Source organism: Kitasatospora cystarginea, from assembly GCF_039533515.1.
Lineage (GTDB): Bacteria > Actinomycetota > Actinomycetes > Streptomycetales > Streptomycetaceae > Kitasatospora > Kitasatospora cystarginea.
In genome coordinates this window covers 39,354-56,625 of the sequence record NZ_BAAATR010000048.1, presented here as the reverse complement: position 1 = coordinate 56,625, position 17,272 = coordinate 39,354, and the positions used below count along the sequence as shown (strand labels likewise).

Annotated in this window: 14 protein-coding genes; all 14 read right to left on the bottom strand. The window is 71.8% G+C overall.

Annotated elements, in window-relative coordinates:
- The coding region (locus tag ABD369_RS34740) for an FtsW/RodA/SpoVE family cell cycle protein (protein WP_344640620.1) at window positions 1–775 on the bottom strand (775 nt) is incomplete at its 3' end.
- A 615-nt stretch (window positions 776–1,390) separates the two neighbouring features.
- Entirely contained in the window at window positions 1,391–3,076 is a 1,686-nt protein-coding gene (locus tag ABD369_RS34735; RefSeq protein WP_344640619.1) for a serine/threonine-protein kinase, read from the bottom strand.
- A gap of 312 nt (window positions 3,077–3,388) precedes the next feature.
- A complete protein-coding gene (locus ABD369_RS34730; protein WP_344640618.1) occupies window positions 3,389–4,324 on the bottom strand; it encodes a hypothetical protein in 936 nt (311 codons plus the stop codon).
- 45 nt (window positions 4,325–4,369) lie between these two features.
- On the bottom strand, window positions 4,370–6,124 hold the full coding sequence (locus tag ABD369_RS34725) for a serine/threonine-protein kinase (RefSeq protein WP_344640617.1): 1,755 nt from the start codon (window positions 6,122–6,124) through the stop codon (window positions 4,370–4,372).
- A 474-nt stretch (window positions 6,125–6,598) separates the two neighbouring features.
- The gene (locus ABD369_RS34720; protein WP_344640616.1) at window positions 6,599–7,786 is read right to left on the bottom strand and encodes an XdhC family protein; all 1,188 of its coding nucleotides are present in this window, start codon (window positions 7,784–7,786) and stop codon (window positions 6,599–6,601) included.
- Between the two features lie 9 nt (window positions 7,787–7,795).
- Window positions 7,796–8,452 (bottom strand): SRPBCC family protein, encoded by a 657-nt coding sequence (locus ABD369_RS34715; protein WP_344640615.1) that lies wholly within the window; start codon window positions 8,450–8,452, stop codon window positions 7,796–7,798.
- 111 nt (window positions 8,453–8,563) lie between these two features.
- On the bottom strand, window positions 8,564–9,166 hold the full coding sequence (locus ABD369_RS34710; RefSeq protein WP_344640614.1) for a LysR substrate-binding domain-containing protein: 603 nt from the start codon (window positions 9,164–9,166) through the stop codon (window positions 8,564–8,566).
- Window positions 9,167–9,202: 36 nt separating this feature from the next.
- Window positions 9,203–10,147: a hypothetical protein gene (locus tag ABD369_RS34705; RefSeq protein WP_344640613.1), complete on the bottom strand. Its 945-nt coding sequence runs from the start codon at window positions 10,145–10,147 to the stop codon at window positions 9,203–9,205.
- A gap of 482 nt (window positions 10,148–10,629) precedes the next feature.
- Window positions 10,630–11,103, bottom strand: a complete 474-nt coding sequence (locus ABD369_RS34700) for a GNAT family N-acetyltransferase (RefSeq protein WP_344640612.1) — start codon at window positions 11,101–11,103, stop codon at window positions 10,630–10,632.
- A 408-nt stretch (window positions 11,104–11,511) separates the two neighbouring features.
- Entirely contained in the window at window positions 11,512–11,973 is a 462-nt protein-coding gene (locus ABD369_RS34695; protein ID WP_344640611.1) for a Pycsar system effector family protein, read from the bottom strand.
- A gap of 185 nt (window positions 11,974–12,158) precedes the next feature.
- The gene (locus tag ABD369_RS34690; protein WP_344640610.1) at window positions 12,159–13,118 is read right to left on the bottom strand and encodes a hypothetical protein; all 960 of its coding nucleotides are present in this window, start codon (window positions 13,116–13,118) and stop codon (window positions 12,159–12,161) included.
- Window positions 13,102–15,348 (bottom strand): hypothetical protein, encoded by a 2,247-nt coding sequence (locus ABD369_RS34685; RefSeq protein WP_344640609.1) that lies wholly within the window; start codon window positions 15,346–15,348, stop codon window positions 13,102–13,104. Before ABD369_RS34685 ends, ABD369_RS34690 begins: the two co-directional genes overlap by 17 nt.
- Window positions 15,345–16,337, bottom strand: coding sequence for a hypothetical protein (locus ABD369_RS34680; protein ID WP_344640608.1), 993 nt, complete (start codon window positions 16,335–16,337; stop codon window positions 15,345–15,347). Before ABD369_RS34680 ends, ABD369_RS34685 begins: the two co-directional genes overlap by 4 nt.
- A gap of 175 nt (window positions 16,338–16,512) precedes the next feature.
- The gene (locus ABD369_RS34675) at window positions 16,513–17,205 is read right to left on the bottom strand and encodes a Crp/Fnr family transcriptional regulator (protein ID WP_344640607.1); all 693 of its coding nucleotides are present in this window, start codon (window positions 17,203–17,205) and stop codon (window positions 16,513–16,515) included.
- Window positions 17,206–17,272: the final 67 nt, after the last annotated feature.

Here is a 17,272-nt window from a genome sequence, read left to right as displayed (position 1 = left end):
TCACGACGAAGACGCCGAAGAAGATCAGCGAGGTGCCGAGGTCGCGCTCGAAGATCAGCACCAGCAGGCTGACCACCCAGATGGCGAGCACCGGGCCCGCGTTGCGTCCGCGCGGAAGGTTCATGCCCCAGACCTTCCGCCCGGTCAGCGCGAGCGCGTCCCGGTTGGCCATCAGGTACCCGGCGAAGAAGACGGTGATGGCCACCTTGACGAACTCGTCCGGTTCGACAGTGATCCCGGGGAGCTTGATCCACCGCTTGGCGCCGTTGACGTCACCGGGGAAGAAAGCCGGTGCCGCCAGCAGGATCAGCGCCCCGGTCATCAGCAGGTAGACGTAGCGCTGGAAGATCCGGTGGTGCTTGATGACGACGATCACGGCAGCCGCGGCCGTGGCGGCGACCCATACCCACATCACCTGGTCCGGGGCCGCCGGGCTCTTCTGAATGTCGCCCTTGGCGGCGTGGAAGAGCGCGTAGGACTGGTCCAGCCGGCTGAGCAGCACCAGTCCCAAGCCGGTCAGGAAGACGGCCAGCGGCAGGATCAGCGGGTCCGCGTACGGGGCGAAGCGCCGGACCGCCAGGTGCAACCCCAGGGCCAGCGGTGGCAGGCTGAGGCCGTAGACCAGCAGGCCCTTGGGCAGCGCGTGGTTCATCGCCTCGTTGGCGGTCACGTAGCCCACCAGGCAGACCAGGACCGCCGCAGCCAGCATGAAGAGTTCGAGGTTGCGGCGCCGGGTGGCCAGCCTGCGCCCGGAGCTTCGTGGGCTGTCCTTCACAGGATTCCCTATCTTGGCGGCTTCGACAGCGATGCGGTGGACGACGACTCCTGACGCGGGGTGGGCACGAGCCGATCGTGCCCGTTCATCACAGGCTCGACCGTCTCGCCGCCCCCACGGAGGGGAAGTCCGCGGTCGTACGGGGAGGCCCCTGACCGGCACCGCTCAGACCGTTCGTCCCCCGGCGATCGAGACGCCGAACGTGACGGCACCGACGAGCAGGGCGCTGACGAAGACGAATGCTGCGAGCTGGGCGAGCGGGTCGAGCTGGGTGCCCTGCCCGACCAGCGTCCAGATGGGGTCGCGGAACGCTCCTGAGACCGCGATGGCGAGTGCCGCCGCGTTGACGGCGTGCCGTGACGCGCGACGCCGGTTGCCGCTCTGCGGACGCCGGCCATCGGCCTCGCGGCGACGAGGAAGAGCGTGAAGGACACCGCCCCGATCGTGTGGCCGTGGCGGCCGGGGCGGCACTGGTGTTGCTCGCCTGGGCACTCACGGCCACCCTGCGCGACCTGCGCTCCGTGCCGACGGAACTGGCCTGACCCTGTCGTACCACGTTGCCCACCGGCCGTGGCGAGGCGGTTCCCGCGAGCTGGAGGTGTACCGTGCCGGCCTTCAGGAGCTGCGCGGGTAGGTCCGCGTCACGTTGCCCTTCGGGTCCGCCTCCAGGTAGCCGCTGCCGTAGTCGTCGGAGAGGTAGACCTTGACACTGGGCGAGCCGTCGAACATGTCGGCCTCGATGATGAGGTAACGGCTGGTCGGATGGGCGACGTTCAGGGTGTCCTGGGCCTTCTGCAACAGGGCCGGCAGGACGTCCCAGTCGAAGTCCTGCAGACCGATGGCCTTCTCGTCGGGCGTGAGCTCACCGCCCACCGAGCGGACCGCCTTGCCGTCACGGTAGTTGACCTCGTCGTAGAACTTGGCGCCGGCGGCGGTGGGCACCTGGGCGATGGCGTAGTCGGGGTAGACGACGAGCTGGTAGGCCTTGCCGCCGGAGAGGTACGGGTGTAGCGCGTCGATCGTCCGGCGCACACCGCCCGGCGTCAGCAGGTTCGCCCCGCCCGGGGATTCCGACGGCGGCAAGGCGGCAGGTGCGCCGGCGCCGGCCGGGTCCGGACTGCTGGTGACCGTGGTCGTCGTACCGGTCGTCGAGCCCGCGGTGGTGCCGTGCGCCGCTGTCGCGCCGCCCTGATTCAGGAGCAGGGCGACGACACCGGCCAGCACAACGGCGGTGACCACCCCCGTGGCGGCGACCGTCCGGCCCCGGCGGGCGGCCGCCGAGGGCTTGGCGGGGGTGCTCGGAACCGGCCGGAAGTTCTGCGCCGCCGGGTCGGGCGGCGGCGCGGCGAAGCCAGGCGGCATCCGGTCCGCAGGCAATGCGGCGCCACCGGGCGGCGGCGCGGCGACGACGGCCTGCGGAACGCGGTCTTCGAAGGCGGCGCGGTCTTCGAAGGCAGCGCCGTCGAACTCAGCCGCCGCGAGCATCCGGTCGAGCTGCTCGGCGTCCGGGCGGGCCGCCGGGTCCTTGGCGAGCAGCGCGGTCAGCAGCGGGCCGAGCCGCCCCGCGCGAACCGGGGGTGGCAGCGGCTCATCGAGCACGGCGGCGAGCGTGGCGAGCGTGGTCGCCCGACGCAGCGGGTGGCGGCCCTCGACGGCGACGTACAGCATCATGCCGAGCGACCACAGGTCGGAGGACGGATTTCCCTCCTGGCCGCGGATCCGTTCCGGCGCGATGTACTCGGGTGAGCCGATCAGCGCGCCGGTCGCGGTCAGGGCGGTCGCGTCCTGGATCGCGGCTATGCCGAAGTCGGCCAGCACCGGCGTGCCGTCGGGGCGCAGCAGCACGTTGCCGGGCTTGACGTCCCGGTGCTGGATGCCGCCGGCGTGCGCGGCCCGAAGCGCGGACAGCACGCCGCGGCCGGTCCGGGCCGCCTCCGCCACGTCGAGCGGCCCCTCGGCCAACCGGTCGGCCAGACTGCCGCCGGCCACCAGCTCCATCACCAGCCAGGGGTGCGGGTGTTCCGGGGTGTCCACGATGTGATGGATCACCACCACGTTCGGGTGCTGGAGCCGGGCGAGCGCCCGCGCCTCGCGCAGCACCCGTTCGCGCAGCTGCCGCGCCTGGGCCGGATCGGCCGCCGCCATGGCCGGGTCCGGCGGGCGGACCTCCTTGAGCACCACCTCACGTTGCAGCGCGTTGTCGCGTGCCCGCCAGACCAGGCCCATGCCGCCGCCACCGAGCTGTTGCAGCAGTTCGAACCGCCCGTCGATGAGGCGCTGCTCCGCCCCCGCTGTGTCCATGGCGGTCATCGTAGGAGACGCCACCGACTGCGCTGACCACACCGGCAGCTCCGTCGGCGGACGGGTACGCACCATGGCCCGGTTCCACTGCCCTCACCCCGTGACCGGCTCCGTCCCCACACCCGAGGGCCCTTCCTCGTTCCGCACACTGGTGCGTGAACGGAGTGTGGTGGCCATTCCGCGCGTGCCCCGGTGCGGAGGGCGCGGACGTCAGGGCACTGAGCGGCCACGACCGCCTGCAGCAGTCCGGTGCGGGCGGTCGGGGCATCGGCGGTCGGGGCATCGGCGGCCGGGGCATCGGCGGCCGGTGACTCAGTGGCAGGTGTAGGTGAAGGAGGCCGAGGCAGTACGGGAGTCCGGGGAGAGCACCTCCAGGGTCGCCGTGGCCGCCATGGTCCCCTTTCCCTCGAAGGTCCAGCGGAGCACCACGTCCGTCTGGTGGCTGCCCTTCGGCACCGGCTGGGCGATCTCGGCGGAGACCGTGCCGTCGCTGCGGCGCCAGCGGTAGGAGACCGTGCCGGCCCGGCCCTTCGTCCGCAGGGTGCCGATGACCGTAGCGGTGCCGTCGCAGGACGGACCGGCCGGGTCCGCGCGGACCGAGACCGCGGTCACCGAGAGCGGCTGCGCGGAGCCCTGCCAGGCCAGATAGCCCAGCACGGCGAGCAGGACCAGCAACGGCAGCAGCCACCCCAGGCGCCTCCGGGCTGGCCGTGGGGCTTCCGCGGCCGCCGGCTCGCCGGGCCGGGCGGTGCCGTGCCACACGGCTGCGGCGAGCGCCGGAACGTCCGCGGTGGCGCTCGGCACACCGGGGCCGAACCGGCGCAGCCCGTCGGCCCGAGGTTCGCCCGTCGGCTCCGACGACCCCGCCGGTGCCGGGACGGTCGCTTCGAGAGTGGCCTCGAGGGGTGCTTCGGCCGTCGTCTCGACGGTGGCGGCCGACAATTCGACCGTGGCGGCTGGGGTGGCCCAGGCCTCCTCGTCGAGCAGCGTGGCGCTTTCGGCTTCCTCACCGACCGCACGCACGTCAGCAGACGCGAGCCGCACCGTCGCCGCAGCAGCCGACGGCTCCAGCTCCACAGTGGCAACCGTATCGAGCTCGACATCCTCACCGACGCCGCGTACATCGGCAGACGCGAGCCGCACCGTCGCGGCGGCGGCAGGGTCGGGCGGGGACGGTCTGTCGAGGCGCATCGTGCGGTCCGGCTCCGGGACGGTCTCCGTGGCCGGGCGCTCCTGAGGTGTGGTCATGGTCTCTTCCTGGCGGGTGGTGCGGTGTGGTCTGCGGAGGGGGTGTCAGCGGGGCGGGTTGCAGAGGTAGGCGTAGACCTCTTGGTAGCTGCCCTGGCCCCGGAGTGCGGCGGGGGCGGTGCTGACCTGTAGGCCCCACGCGGTCGCGTTGTCCGCGAAGGTGTGGCTGACCGGGAACGAAGCGTTGGTCTGGCCCTTGGCGAGTGTGAGGCTCTGGGTCGCGACGACCTTCCGGGATGACCCGCCGTCTATCCAACTTACAGCAAGGGTCCCGGTGTTGGCGCCGTTGGTGGTGACGTTGACGGTGCCCTTGGTGCCGTAGTTCCCGTAGCAGCCGTACGAGGAGATGCTCACCGAGATGACGCGCAGCGGCGTCGGGGCCGGCGAGGGCGTAGGCGGGCTCGGCGGGCTCGGCAGGCTCGGCGGGGTCGGACCCGTGGTGGTGGCCGTCGGGTCCGTCACCGTCCCGGGGGCCGGCGCAGGTGGGTCGGTGGCGGCCGGGCCGGCAGTGCTCGATCCGGTCCGGGTGGTCGCCGTAGCCGTCACTCCGGGCGTGGCGCTCGTCGAGGACGACGGCGACGTCGACGCGGTCACCGAGACGGAGGGTGAACCGCTCGCGGACGGCTCGGTCGAGGACGCGCTCGCCGTAGGCGCCAGCGAGGTCGTCAGTTCCGGTGCCGGAGCAGCCACGGACGTCACGTGCGCGGCATCCACGCTGCCTGCGACCGCGACTGCGGCCATCGTCCCGGCCACCAGCGTGACGCCCACGGCACCCGCCGCGAGGCTGGCCCTGCGGCTCAGCCGAGGACGCCGAGCGGGCTCGACGTCGGCGGCGGTAGTCGCGGCCGGGTCCGGGCCGCCGTCCAGCACGGTGGTGGCCAGCGTGGTGCCTCCCGCACCCGTGCCACCGGCGGAGGGGAGCAGCAGGGGCAGCAGTGCCACCAGCGCCGCGAGCACCCCTCGCCCGCGCTCCTCCCAGTCCTCGCCGTACTCGGAACTGGCCACCCGTTCGAGCTCCTCCACCAGCGCGGCCGCGCTCTGCGGGCGTTCCCCGGGTGTCTTCGCCAGGCCGGCCCGGATCAGCGGCCGGACCGGCTCCGGCGCCAGCTCGTCGGGGATGGGTGCCTCGGTGTGCTTGATCGCCAGCTCCGCCAGCGTCGTGCCGCTGTAGGGCTTGGTACCGGTGAGGCATTCGAAGAAGGTCGCCGTGGCCGCGTACACGTCGCCGGACGGCGAGGCCGGCTCGCCCGCCCACTGCTCGGGGGCCATGTAAACGGGGGTGCCGGCGACGCCCGGCCGTTCGCCGCTGCGTACCGCGATGCCGAAGTCCACCAGCTTGGACGATCCGTCGGCCGCGACCAGCACGTTCTCCGGCTTGTAGTCGCGGTGCACCACACCGGCCGCGTGCGCGGCGGCCAGGCCGAGCAGGGACCCCTTGAGCACCACCAGCGCCGCCTCCGGCGAGGTGGCGCCCTCCTGGCTCAGCAGCCCGCGCAGCGCGACGCCGTCCACCAGCTCCATCACGATCGCGGCGCCCCGGGGGCTCTCCACGTACTCGTACAGCGCGGCCACCTGGGGCGAGCGCAGGCCGCCGAGCAGCACGGCCTCGTTGCGGAAGGAGGTGGTGTCACCGACCGCCGCGCTCAGGTACTTGACGGCGACCCGCGTGCCGGTGGCGTCGTGCCGGGCCAGCACCACCCGCCCGCTCGCCCCGGCGCCGAGCTCGCGCTCATGGGTGTAGCCGGGCAGCGTCCACAGGCCGTCGGCCTCCGCCGCCGTGCCCTCGGTCTGGCCGTTCATCCTCAGTCTCTCTCTTGGTCTCTCTCGGATCCGGCGAGCAGCGCCGCGCCGTCCGGACGGACGTCGGGTGCGCGGCCGCCGCGACGTGCCACGGCGTTGTCGGCGACGTGAACGTCAGGGCCTCGGGTTCCCGCCCGAGACGGATCGCAGGTCACGATTCGGATGCTTCGCATGCATCCGCAAAACCCTTCGCACACAGGCGAGTTCGCTTTTCGGGTAGACCGGTCGTCCGGATGCGCAGCCACCCGGCGGCGAATTGTACGACGCGCGCCGGATCCGTCGCGCCGTGCGCCGACCGGACGGAGGAGTCGTGGAGGAGCTGTGGTGTGCCGAGCGGGACCGGCGCCGTGTGTGCTGCCCGGCGGTGAGGTCTGGCGTGGTCCTCGCGGGGTGGCGGATCGGTCGGGGCCTGCCACGTCCGCTGCCGCGTCACCTGCGCGGCCGCAATGGCCGGCAGCCGATCGGACTGGGCGGTCAGCCGGCTTCGACCGGGGCCGGTGGCCGTTCGTCCGGCGCGGTGGCGGTGTGGATCGGACCGTCGGTCCGGGTGAGCGGCCGGCCGGTGCCGCCCCAGCGGGCGGCGATGATCTCGGCAGCGATGGAGACCGCCGTCTCCTGCGGCGTGCGGGCGCCGAGGTCGAGCCCGGCGGGAGCCGACAGCCGGGCCAACTCCCGTTCCTCCAGGCCGGCTTCGCGCAGGCAGGCGAGCCGCTCACGGTGGGTGCGCCGGGAGCCGAGCGCGCCGACGTAGGCGAGTTGCGGCAGCCGCAGCGCGGTCGTCAGCAGCGGCACGTCGAACTTGTGGTCGTGGGTCAGCACGGCCACCACCGTGCGGTCGTCGACCCGGCCCGCCCCGGCCTCCTCGGCCAGGTACTCGTGCGGCCAGCGCACCACGACCTCGTCCGCGTGCGGGAAGCGGGAGGCAGTGGCGAACACCGGCCGCGCGTCGCACACCGTGACGCGGTAGCCCAGGAACGACCCCAATTCGGCGACCGCGGCGGCGAAGTCGATCGCACCGAACACCAGCAGGCGCGGCCGCGGGACGAAAGACTCGACGAACACGGTCAGCCCGCCGGGCTCGGCCCTCTCCGCGCCGTCCAGGCATCGGCCCACGGTGTCGTAGTGGCGCAGCATGGTCGTGCCGTGGTCGAGCAGGCCGCGGACGTCGAGGCCCACCGCGCGGTCCAGCGCGGCCGACCCGAGGGTGTCCGAGGAGCGGTCCGGCCAGACGACCAGGCGGCTCCCGAGCGCGCCCGCCCCGTCGTCCGCCCCGGTCACCACGGTGGCCACCGCGACGGGCTCACCGGCGCTCAACGAGGCCACCACGTCCGGCAGTTCGGGAAAGGTCCGGCGGGACACCGGTTCGACGAAGATCTGGATCGTGCCGCCGCAGGTCAGCCCCACCTCGAAGGCGTCGTCGTCGCTCACCCCGTAGGTACGCAGCACCGGGCGTCCCGTAGTCCGGGCCGCCTCGGCCTCCTCGTACACCGCGCCCTCGACGCAGCCGCCCGAGACGCTGCCGACCACGGTGCCGGAGGCGGACACCGCCATCGCCGCACCCGGCCGGCGCGGCGCGCTGCGGAAGGTGCTGACCACGGTGGCGAGCCCGAAGCTCTCGCCCGCCTGGTACCACGGGTAGACCTTGTCCAGGACGTCACGCATGGTGGCTCCTCACGCGCGCCGGCAGGTCCGCCGCAGTCGGCGCACGACGCCCAGCAGGACCGTGACGGCGAGGACGACCGGCACCAGGCGCTTGACCACCGGACCGCGCGCCACGGCGAGCAGGTCCAGCGGCTCGCTCCCGGGCGTCTTCGACGGGGCGGCCGCGGGCTCCGCGGCCGGCGCGGCCTCGTCCTTGGCCCTGTCCTCGCTTCCGCTCCCCCGCTCGGCGGCCAGCCGCTCCTCCAGGCAGGCCACGAACTGGTCCGGCAGCTTGCGACTGATGTCCGTGATCACACCCTTGCCGAACTGGGCCACCTTCCCGGTGACGCTGAGCCGGGTCTCCACCGTCACCCGGGTGCCGTCGCCGTCCGGCGCCAGGGTCGCGGTGATGTGCGCCTCGGCGTTGCCCTGGCCGTGGGTGTCGCGTCCGGAGGCGGTGAGCCGCGCGGTGCGGTTCGCCCCGTCCAGTTCGTCGACCGCGGCCGTGCCCCGGTACTGGACGGTCACCGCGCCGACCCGCACCTTGACCGTGCCGTGGAACCGATCGCCGTCGACCTCGGTGAGCTCCGCTCCCGGCATGCACGGGGCGATCCGCTCGACGTCGGTGAAGAGGTCCCAGGCCGCTTCCACCGGCAGGCGCACGCGGAACTCGTTGGTGAACTCCATGTGGACGGTCCTCCTTGCCCGGACCTGCCCGGTGCCCCGGGGAATCCGGCGCTCGACGTACCTTCCAACGGTTCCCGGCGACCCGGCGATTCCCGGTGGGGCGGTGCCCGGTCAGCTCCACAGGCTCACCCGGACGGTCGGCCGGTAGTGGTCCACCGGCACGCCGGTGGCCGGGTTCAGCAGACTCCGCACGGCGGCCGGCGTGGTCAGGAACCGGCACAGCGCGGAGGCGGCCGGCGAGCGCCGGTCACCGCTCAGGGCGGCGGCCCGCAGCACGCCGTTGACCGGGGTGCCGGGGACGGCGACCACGGTGAGCGTGCCGTGGCGCAGCTCGTCGCGGACCAGGTGGAGCACGGCCAGCGACAGCCCGTCGCCGGCCATGACCGCGCTCAGGGCCGCGCTGGCGCTCGGGAAGATCGACGCGTCGGCGTCGCCGACGCCGTGCCGGGTCAGGAACGCGCCGCCGGGCGTGCCGGGGTCGAGCCCGCCCGGCCCGAGCAGCCAGTGCTCCCGGGACAGTCGGCCGATCGGCAGGTACAGCCGGCCGCCCGGGGCACGGTCCAGCCGGGCGCCGGCGTGGTGCGGCGCAGCGACGACCACCAGTTGGAAGCCCAGGAACGGGATGTGCTCGAGGGTGTCAGGACCGGGCGGTGCGGCGATCGGGCCGGGGCGCGCCCGGTTACGCCCCGCTCGCTGCCGGGATCGCGGCCGCACTGCCGCACTGCGTCCCGCCAGCCGATGCGACCGGTGTCAGCTCAGCGCCCTGGACTGCCAGTAGCCGAACTGCCGGAGCGGGTCGCCGTCGAGCACCCACGGCCAGGCGGTGACCGTGTCACCGAGCAGGCGGAAGGTGTCCGTACTCTCCTGCACGCGGCCGGCCTGTGCCAGGGCGAAGGCGAGCAGGTTGAGGTCGGCCAGGGCGGCCGCGTGCCGCAGGTGGCCGGGGCGGGGCCAGACGGCCACAGCGGTGTTCAGCGCGGCGGTGGCCCGGTTGCTCGCCCACTGGCGGCGGACCAGCAGCGCCTCGACGCCGCCACGCGCGGCAGTGCGGGCGTGCTCGTCGACCAGCGCGGTCAGTTCGACACCTACGGCCGGTGCGGCCGGCGGTACCGCGCCCCGCACGGCGTTCACGAACTCCAGCTGGCCGCCGCGCGAGCCGCACTCCTCCGGCGACAGGTAGCGCAGCATCTGCAGATGGGCCTCGCGGTTCCAGGGGTCGCGCGAGGTCACCTCGTGCCAGACCGCGAACAGCTTGCGCGACTCGACGCGCGCCAGGCGCAGGATCCCGAGCAGCACCACCCAGGGCGTGGGGTCCTCGGGGCGGGCGTCGGCAGCGCGGTAGCAGTTGTCGGCGGCGGCCCGGACGTCCTCCATCCGTCCCGCGTGCCGACCGCGGACCAACTCGACCCACGCCTCGAATACCAGCGGGTCGGCGCCCCGCGACCGGCGCATCCGCCAGGAACGGGCCAGCGCCGACGGCGCGGCGGCCTCGGCGAGCACGGCGAACCGGTGCGCACGACGGTCCCAGTCCGTACCGGCCTCCTGCAGAAGCCGCTCGACCTGGCCAATCTGAATGTCGTACTGGCCCGGCATCCCGGAGGAATTCAACTGTCGCCGCACGCGACCGAGTTCGACGTCGTCGAGTTCCGGCAGGAGGCGCGGGCCGGAAGCGCGAAGTCTTCGAAAGATCGACACGCGCCGCAGCCTAGGCCCCCGGCAGAATTTCAGACAGCCCTCGAAAGGGAATTGTTATTTCCCGGCGATTTTGGTGACCCTACTGTCTCGTACCGCAACCGGAGGAGGCCGGCGACCGGCGAAAACGGTCGCGAAAGGGAAGGGATTGGGGATGTGGAAGGACAGGGAGATGGAGTATGGTCTGCGAATCCGACGCGCACCACGGGAATATGGTCATGCGTTCGCAAAGCCGGGTCGCGGATAGCGCGGGCCGGTGGAGTGGTCCCCCGCGGTGTGGAGGATTCCATCGTCCTGCTCGTTTCCGGAAATGTGACCACGCGTCAGGAACGCGCTTTCCGAACGACGGTATTTCGCGCCGTCCGGCCGCCGAGGAACCGCACGCCCCCGGAGCGGACACCGTCGGCCGCCCCACGAGGTCCGGACCACGGAACGTCGAGGACGGTCGGCCGGGCAGTGCGCGATCCCCTTGACGGCGGCCGGAGTCAGACCCCGGGCGTCCCGGCGAGCGTCCTCGTCATGAAGACGCTGTTGGGGTCGGGCCGGTAGTCGGCGAACGGCTCGCAGTAGTCGAAGCCGAACTTCTCGTACAGCTTCCTGGCCGGCAGGAAGAACTCCTCCGAGCCGGTCTCCAGGCTCAGCCGGGTGAACCCCATCCGCCCGGCCTCGGCGACGATGTGCCCGAGCAGCCGCGAGGCGATCCCGCTCCGTTTGCGCGCCGCGTCCGTGCGCATCGACTTGAGCTCCGCGTGGCCCGCGTCCAGTTGCTTGATCGCACCACAGCCGACCAGCGCATCCGCGTCCCTCACCGACCAGAACGTGACCTCCGGCCTGCGGAGCTCGTCGAGATCCAGCGCGTGCACACTCTCCGGCGGCGAGATCGACCGCAGCTGCCGGAGATGAGCGTCCAGGAACCGCGCGATCTCCGGCCCGGAGAGGTCGTCCACTACGATCTTCATGCCCTGCGCCATTCCTTCCCACCCGGGCCAGCCCGGGAATCCGTACCTCGGCGAACCGTCCGAGACCCCCGGAAGCCATGATCGCTCCTCGCCCCGTGCCGCCCGGCCAGCGGGGTACCGCACGGGCTGACCACCTGATCCAACAGTCGTGGAAGCGATGACAGAGCACCCGGCCAACCCCTGACCAGCGGGCTCACACCGGAAACCGTCCACTGCACGATCCACAACACGCTGATCGCCGAAAGCACCACCGACACCGCCCGTCGCGGCTGGTGCAGTTCAGCACCAGCCCCGAGCGTCACGGCGGACGAGCAAGACGGGTCGACGGCGGCCGCCGAGCGCGCACGGCGGGGGGCACCGTCCGGATCACTGTCGGAGCCCCTCGCCGTACACGGTTGCCGGCCTCTGTCACACCGGCCGCAGGACGGCGGCGAACTGGGGTAGCGCGAGAAGCAGCAGAGCCGTTCCTGCCTCGATCCAGCGGTATTTGGCGCGAACGATCGCGCTGGTCCCGATAAGGGAGGCGAACAGCGGGCCGACTGGGTCGCGTCCGGCATCCTCGAAGGCGCGGTTCAGTCGGACGTGGCCCGACTCAGGCGTGATGTGCTCGAAGTAGCTGGGGCCGGCCGTCGCGTGGCGTCGGCCCTTGCGGTGGCGCGGGGCGATCGCGGACACGAAACAGACGACAGCGAGCAGCGCGCTGAGGACGGCTGTCCACCACAGCAGGTGGGCATTCCAGGCGTGGGAGACAACCCCGGTGCCGTCGTTCCTGGTCAGGGGGATGAAGGCGCCGAGGGCCGCTCCGGTGAAGCCTAGAAGTACGGCAGCCTTGGTGTCCGCCCGGGTGAGTTCCGCGCTGTTGGCGGCCATGAGGCGCTCCATCGCCGCGACAGTCCGCGGGTTCGGCGTGGTCGGAGGGGCGACCGCGTCGCGACGCCGGCGCAGCGCCCCGTGTGGTGACCGGCCGCAAGGGTGCCGGGACAACAGCAGCCGAAGCCTGACGTGCGTACCCCGTGGCCTCCCCCGTGCCACGCTGCGGGCTGAGGCCGTCGGCGTCATGCCGGCCTCCCGTTCACCACGCCTCCCGCCCAGCCGTTGGCCTGGGAACGAATCTTCCCGAACTCCACTCCAGGGCCCTGCGGGCCGGGCACGGACCGCCCGAGCGCGACGAGCCGATCGCGCAGCAGCCGGGAGAGTTCCTGCTGCTCCTGCGCCGTCAGCTTTCCCAACAGGCCAGCCACCGAGTCCTGCCAGGTGGTCTCGCCGCGGAGCAGGTCGGCGTGGTCGACCGCCCAGTTCAGCACCTGGCTGACCTCGTCCGGGTGTCTGGTGAGCCAAAGCCCCGCGAGTGCCACCGGGCCGTCCTGGACGGCGCGCTTGCAGAAGTCGTACTCCTCACGGCTCTTGTCGGTCCAGGCGTAGGGCAGGCCCACGCCGTCGGGCTCTCCCAGTCGCAGTTCGGTGTCGTTCTCCCGCGCGGAGACGTCCGTGACGCGGTAGGTGAGACCGCAGTCCGGCATCTGGTGGGGTGCGGCCAGGTGTTGCATCACCTCGGACGCACCGAGGCCGTGCCCGGCAGCGGTGTAGCGGTCCTTCAGGTGGCGCAGGCGCCGGTCGAGGTCCTTGCGGACCGGATACCAGCCGCGCGCGGTCCGGGTCTGCACGGCCTGTACAGCGTCATGGACCCACCACAGCACGTGGACGTCCAAGGCTTCGGTGCCGTACCGGGTCGGGAAGGCGACGGCCCGGGTCCCCGGCCGTTCGTCGAGTTGGACGAGGTACGCGGAGTCGTATCCGCGCAGTCCGAGGCGGCCGGCCCAAGGCCCGTCCTGGCCCAGTTCGAGACCTTCCGCGGCGGGCGTGCGGCGGCGGTTCCCCAGCAGGTGGTGGTACCCCTCCCGGTCCCGCAGCACAAGGGCGCGGTCGCGCCGCCCGGACCAGCGCTGGCGCAGGACCTCACGCCAGGGGGCGTATGCGGCGCGAGTGTAGACGGGCTGATCATTCTCGGCGGTCATCGGGTCCTCCGTGCAGGTACGTGGGGGTGTACGGCTGTGGATCGCCTCGGCGCCAGGCCTCCAGTGTGTGGCGGGCGATGTGCCTTCCGGGGAGTTCCGGGTTCTGGTCTCCCTCGATCTCGACGAACAGGCGCAGGACGCCGAGGCGCAGGTCGTGGGCGAGCGCGATGAGTAGTGTCTCCAGGGCAGTGCGGAGCCGTTCGTCCCAGGCTGCCAGGTGGCACCACCCGATCAGCGAGCGGCAGGTCGCCTCGAAGAGGCTGTCGTCGTTGAGGGTCCGGCGCACGAGGTCGATGACCGTCTCGGTGTGTTCGCCGAGGGTCAGCAGCTGTTCCTGGAACCAGGAGGGGTCCTCCTGCAACAGTTTCGGGAAGACCTGGAGCGACAGTTCCGCGTCGGGCCCGTCCGCCCATTCAGCGATCTGGCGGAAGACGGTCGGCTGATTGCCCGCCGCGAAGAGCGCCCGCAAGGAGCGCTGGACGGCCGAGGCAACTCGTCTCTCGTCGCCGTCGGGTCCGTGGTAGCAGCGCCGCAGCAGCAACAGCGCCAGGTCCGGCCGGGATGTCCCGAAGGCGGTGCCGCATGCGTAGGCGACCGTCGATCGCAGCTGCCAGCCGCGGTCGCTGCTCCACTTCCTGAGGTGGTGCTTGATCTCACTGGCCAGGACCGGGTCCTGAGCCGCGATGCCCAGGGCGTACGCGGCGGTGGTGCGGCTGTGGAACCGCTCGGACCGGGCCAGCTCGCGGATGTGCACCAGTGCACGGCGGCCACCGCCCCAGCCTGCGGCCATCCCCATGACGCGACCCACGGGCTCGGCCAACTCGGGCTCCGTGTCAGGGACGTTGTCCATCCAGTCCGTCAGCAGTCTGGACACCTCGCCGTACTGCCGCCATACGTGCCGTAGCACGGCCTCCGCCTGCCGGTGCCGAGTGAAGCGCACCGGCTCCACCGCGTAGGTGAAGCCGGTATTCGCCCGGTTCTCCCGGGGCGCGCACTCCGCGCGGACGGTACGCAGGAGTTCCTCCAGCGACCGGCGGAAGACGAATCGCGGGTTCGGCTGGAGGTTCTCCCGGCGTCCCGGCCGCCCCTCGCCGTCGTCGCCGCCCTCCGGCAGGACGGAGTTCAGCCGCCCGTCGGCCAGCGCGAGGAGCCGCTCGGCCTCCTCCCTGACGATCCGGTGATCGAGCCCCTCGAAGACGCTGGTGGCCAGGAGGAAGGCGAGGCCGTCGGGGTCCTCACGGAGCTTGTCGATCAGTTCCGGCACCTCCCCCTCCGCCAAGAAGCTGAGGCGCTCGCGAAGGTCGCCGGGATCCGGGCCGTCGTCGCCGGCTGTACTGATCGCGGCGACGAGTTCAGCGACCTGGGCGGGGACTAGTTCGGGGGTCAGCAGTGCGTCCAGTAGGCCCGGGTCCAGTCTGGCCAGCAGCCGTGCCCGGCTGGCCGTGTCGGGCACGGCGGCTTCGAGGCGTGCGTCGAAGACCGCGTGGGGCAGCGGGGGCTCGCAGTGCACCGGGGAGACGTGCAAGTCCCGGGAGAGGCTTCGGATGCGCTCCGGATCGTGGGGCAGCACGATCACCATGCGGGCGTCAGCGTCGCTCAACAGGCGGCGTAGGTTCGCGATGACCGCTGGCCCGAGCGGGTGTTTGGGGAGCAAGCCGTACACGAGGTAACCGCGGGCCTCGCTGTCGGTAGGGCGCCACGCCGACAGGTTCTCGTCGCTGTCGAGCGCACGGAGGTTCATGCTGTGGCCACTATGGCGGTACAGCAGGTTCAAGGCCGCGGTGCGCCGTCCGGTGCCGGGCTCTCCGGAGAGGAAGAGGATGCGAGTGTCGAGCTCGGTCAGTGCAGAGCGGAACCACCCGGGTTCCGCGAATCCTGTTTGGGCTTCCATGATCTCCAGCGCGGAGATCGGTCCCTCGTGCGCCTCCACCCGTTGGCCACCGTAGGCGCCGTTGGCTCCGGTGTTCTCGACGTGCTGATCGCCGTGCACGGAACCGGTGTTGATGTTGCCATGAGGGGCGTAGATGACGTTGCGCGGGCCCCCGGTCTCCCTCATGCCGAACAGGCTGGCAAAGTCGTCGTCGATGTCCGCGAGGTCGTCGAAGTCGCTGACATCCCGGGTGCCGTGGTCGTCCTTCTCCGGGCCGGACGCCCGGCCATCGGGCTCAGCCGTGCTCTCGGGCTCACCCTCACCCTTCGCTCCGGCGCCGTTGAGCTCGCCGGCGCTCACGCGCGGCGCTCGTTCTTGTCACCGTGGACCGTGTCACCCTGGTTGCCCTGGACCGTGCCGGCCTTGTTGCCCCCGACATAGTCGCCGCCGAAGGAATTTCCTCGAACGAGGTTGCCGCGGACGAAGTCACCGCCGGCGTTGGTGACGCTCTGACCGCCGTGCACGGTGCCGTTGTTGAGGTTCCCCCGGTCGGCCCTCTGCGTCATGGACAGCTGCGGTGCCCGAAGGCCCGCCTTGCCCTTGGGCGTTCGCCCGTCGGCGTCGGCGGCATCACGCCCCGCCTCCTGGTCGTCGACCACGCGGTCGCCCAGGATGCGGCGGTCGTAGAGATTGCCTGAGGGCGCGGGCACGTACAGCCAGGCCCGCTGGTCGAACCGCTTACCCTCGACGGTGGCCGGCACCTCGATGAAGTGGTCGGGGTGCCGACCGGTGTAGCCGCCGGCCACGGCGTCCTGGTAGCAGCGGTCGGACAGGATGGCGGCGACCTGGGTGATGCTCGCGTTGGAGGCGGCCAGCATGGCCTTGACGGGACGGGAGTCGAGCAGTCGGTGGGTGTCGTTGCGCGGCGTCCCGTTGCCGTCGAACTCCCCGCCCGAATCGGGCAGCGGCCCGACGTGGAGGCTGACTCGCAGGCGGATGCTCACGGTTCCCACGGAGTGCACATTGAACTCGCTGAGCACCTCCTGGAGAGTGTGCAGCCAGGGATGAATCAAAAACGGCATCCACGCCGGTTCGAAGCCGAAGACGTACCCGTCACCCGTGGACGCGGGGAACCTTCGGTCGTGCCAGACCTCAGCGATGTCGGCCCGCTCGAAGGACTGCTGGAGAAGTTGCGGGATCGCCTGGCTGATCAGGCCGTGCTCGATGGCGGGGAAGCCGGTGAAGTCCTTGGCGTCGACGGCCACGATCCCCCGGTACGGCGGGAGGCGCCGGCTCCGGCTGTGGGGCAGCGCGCTGGCTTCGGGTAGTGACTGGCCGAACTGCGGCATCAGGGCTCCTCGGTGTTCCGTACGGACCTCGTGCTCCAAGCTTGGCGAGGACGCGTGTCGCGGTGTGCTCGCTCAGTGCGGAAGCCTGGTGACGGGCGTCACAGGAGCCGAGGCTCTGAAGCGTCGATCAGTGGCCGGGCAGGCCCCCGGAATGGTGCGATCTCCGGTCTCGATGTCAGTGGCGCAGCACCGAGGCCGCGTCACGCAGGGCAGGCAGGTCGCCGATCACGATGTGCTTGCGTCCGCTCTGGACCTGTAGGTGGCCGAGCTCGACGAGGCCCGCAGTCACCGTGTTGCGAGACACCCCGAGGTACTGGGCCAGCTCGTCACGGGTCAGGGCGAGTTCGATGCGCTGACGCTGCGATCCGGGCCAGCCTGCGGAGACATCAGCCAGGGTGACCAGAGCGGCCGACAAACGGACCACGACATCCCCGCCACCACGAGCGAGGTCTGACTCCCTGAGCCTGCCGAGGGCATAGCGAACCATGACGGGAAACAGATCGTGGTCCGTGACGAACCGCAGGAACGCCGCCTTGTTCAGAACCGCGACCGAACAATCCGATATCGCCTGAACACTCGCCGACCGCACCCCGTCGTCCAGCACCGCCACCTCCCCCAGCAGCTCACCGGGACCACGGAACGCCAACAGCGTGCGGTCTCCGCTCCTCTCGCGCCGGATCACTTTGGCAACTCCGCCGAGCAGCGCGAGGACGTGGGTGCCGGGCTCCCCTTGCCTCAGTAGCATGCTGCCGATCGGATGCCGTCGTTCGTAAGCCTCCGCCAGCATGTCGTTCCACACCACCTCACCCATGAGGTGACGCAGCGTCTGGCCCAACTCATCCGGCGTTCCTCCGGCGTGACCGCTCATGCGACGACCTTAGAAGCCGCCGAGGCGTGCGCACAGACGGCCGCACGCTCAAGGAGGCGCGATCCGA

Excerpts from the sequence above, each read along its gene's own strand:
- ABD369_RS34715 (WP_344640615.1), bottom strand. The coding sequence starts at position 8,452 with ATGGAGTTCACCAACGAGTTCCGCGTGCGCCTGCCGGTGGAAGCGGCC.
- ABD369_RS34690 (WP_344640610.1), bottom strand. The coding sequence starts at position 13,118 with ATGACCGCCGAGAATGATCAGCCCGTCTACACTCGCGCCGCATACGCC.
- ABD369_RS34720 (WP_344640616.1), bottom strand. The coding sequence starts at position 7,786 with ATGCGTGACGTCCTGGACAAGGTCTACCCGTGGTACCAGGCGGGCGAG.
- ABD369_RS34675 (WP_344640607.1), bottom strand. The coding sequence starts at position 17,205 with ATGAGCGGTCACGCCGGAGGAACGCCGGATGAGTTGGGCCAGACGCTG.
- ABD369_RS34725 (WP_344640617.1), bottom strand. The coding sequence starts at position 6,124 with ATGAACGGCCAGACCGAGGGCACGGCGGCGGAGGCCGACGGCCTGTGG.
- ABD369_RS34700 (WP_344640612.1), bottom strand. The coding sequence starts at position 11,103 with ATGAAGATCGTAGTGGACGACCTCTCCGGGCCGGAGATCGCGCGGTTC.
- ABD369_RS34735 (WP_344640619.1), bottom strand. The coding sequence starts at position 3,076 with ATGGACACAGCGGGGGCGGAGCAGCGCCTCATCGACGGGCGGTTCGAA.
- ABD369_RS34695 (WP_344640611.1), bottom strand. The coding sequence starts at position 11,973 with ATGGCCGCCAACAGCGCGGAACTCACCCGGGCGGACACCAAGGCTGCC.
- ABD369_RS34680 (WP_344640608.1), bottom strand. The coding sequence starts at position 16,337 with ATGCCGCAGTTCGGCCAGTCACTACCCGAAGCCAGCGCGCTGCCCCAC.
- ABD369_RS34730 (WP_344640618.1), bottom strand. The coding sequence starts at position 4,324 with ATGACCACACCTCAGGAGCGCCCGGCCACGGAGACCGTCCCGGAGCCG.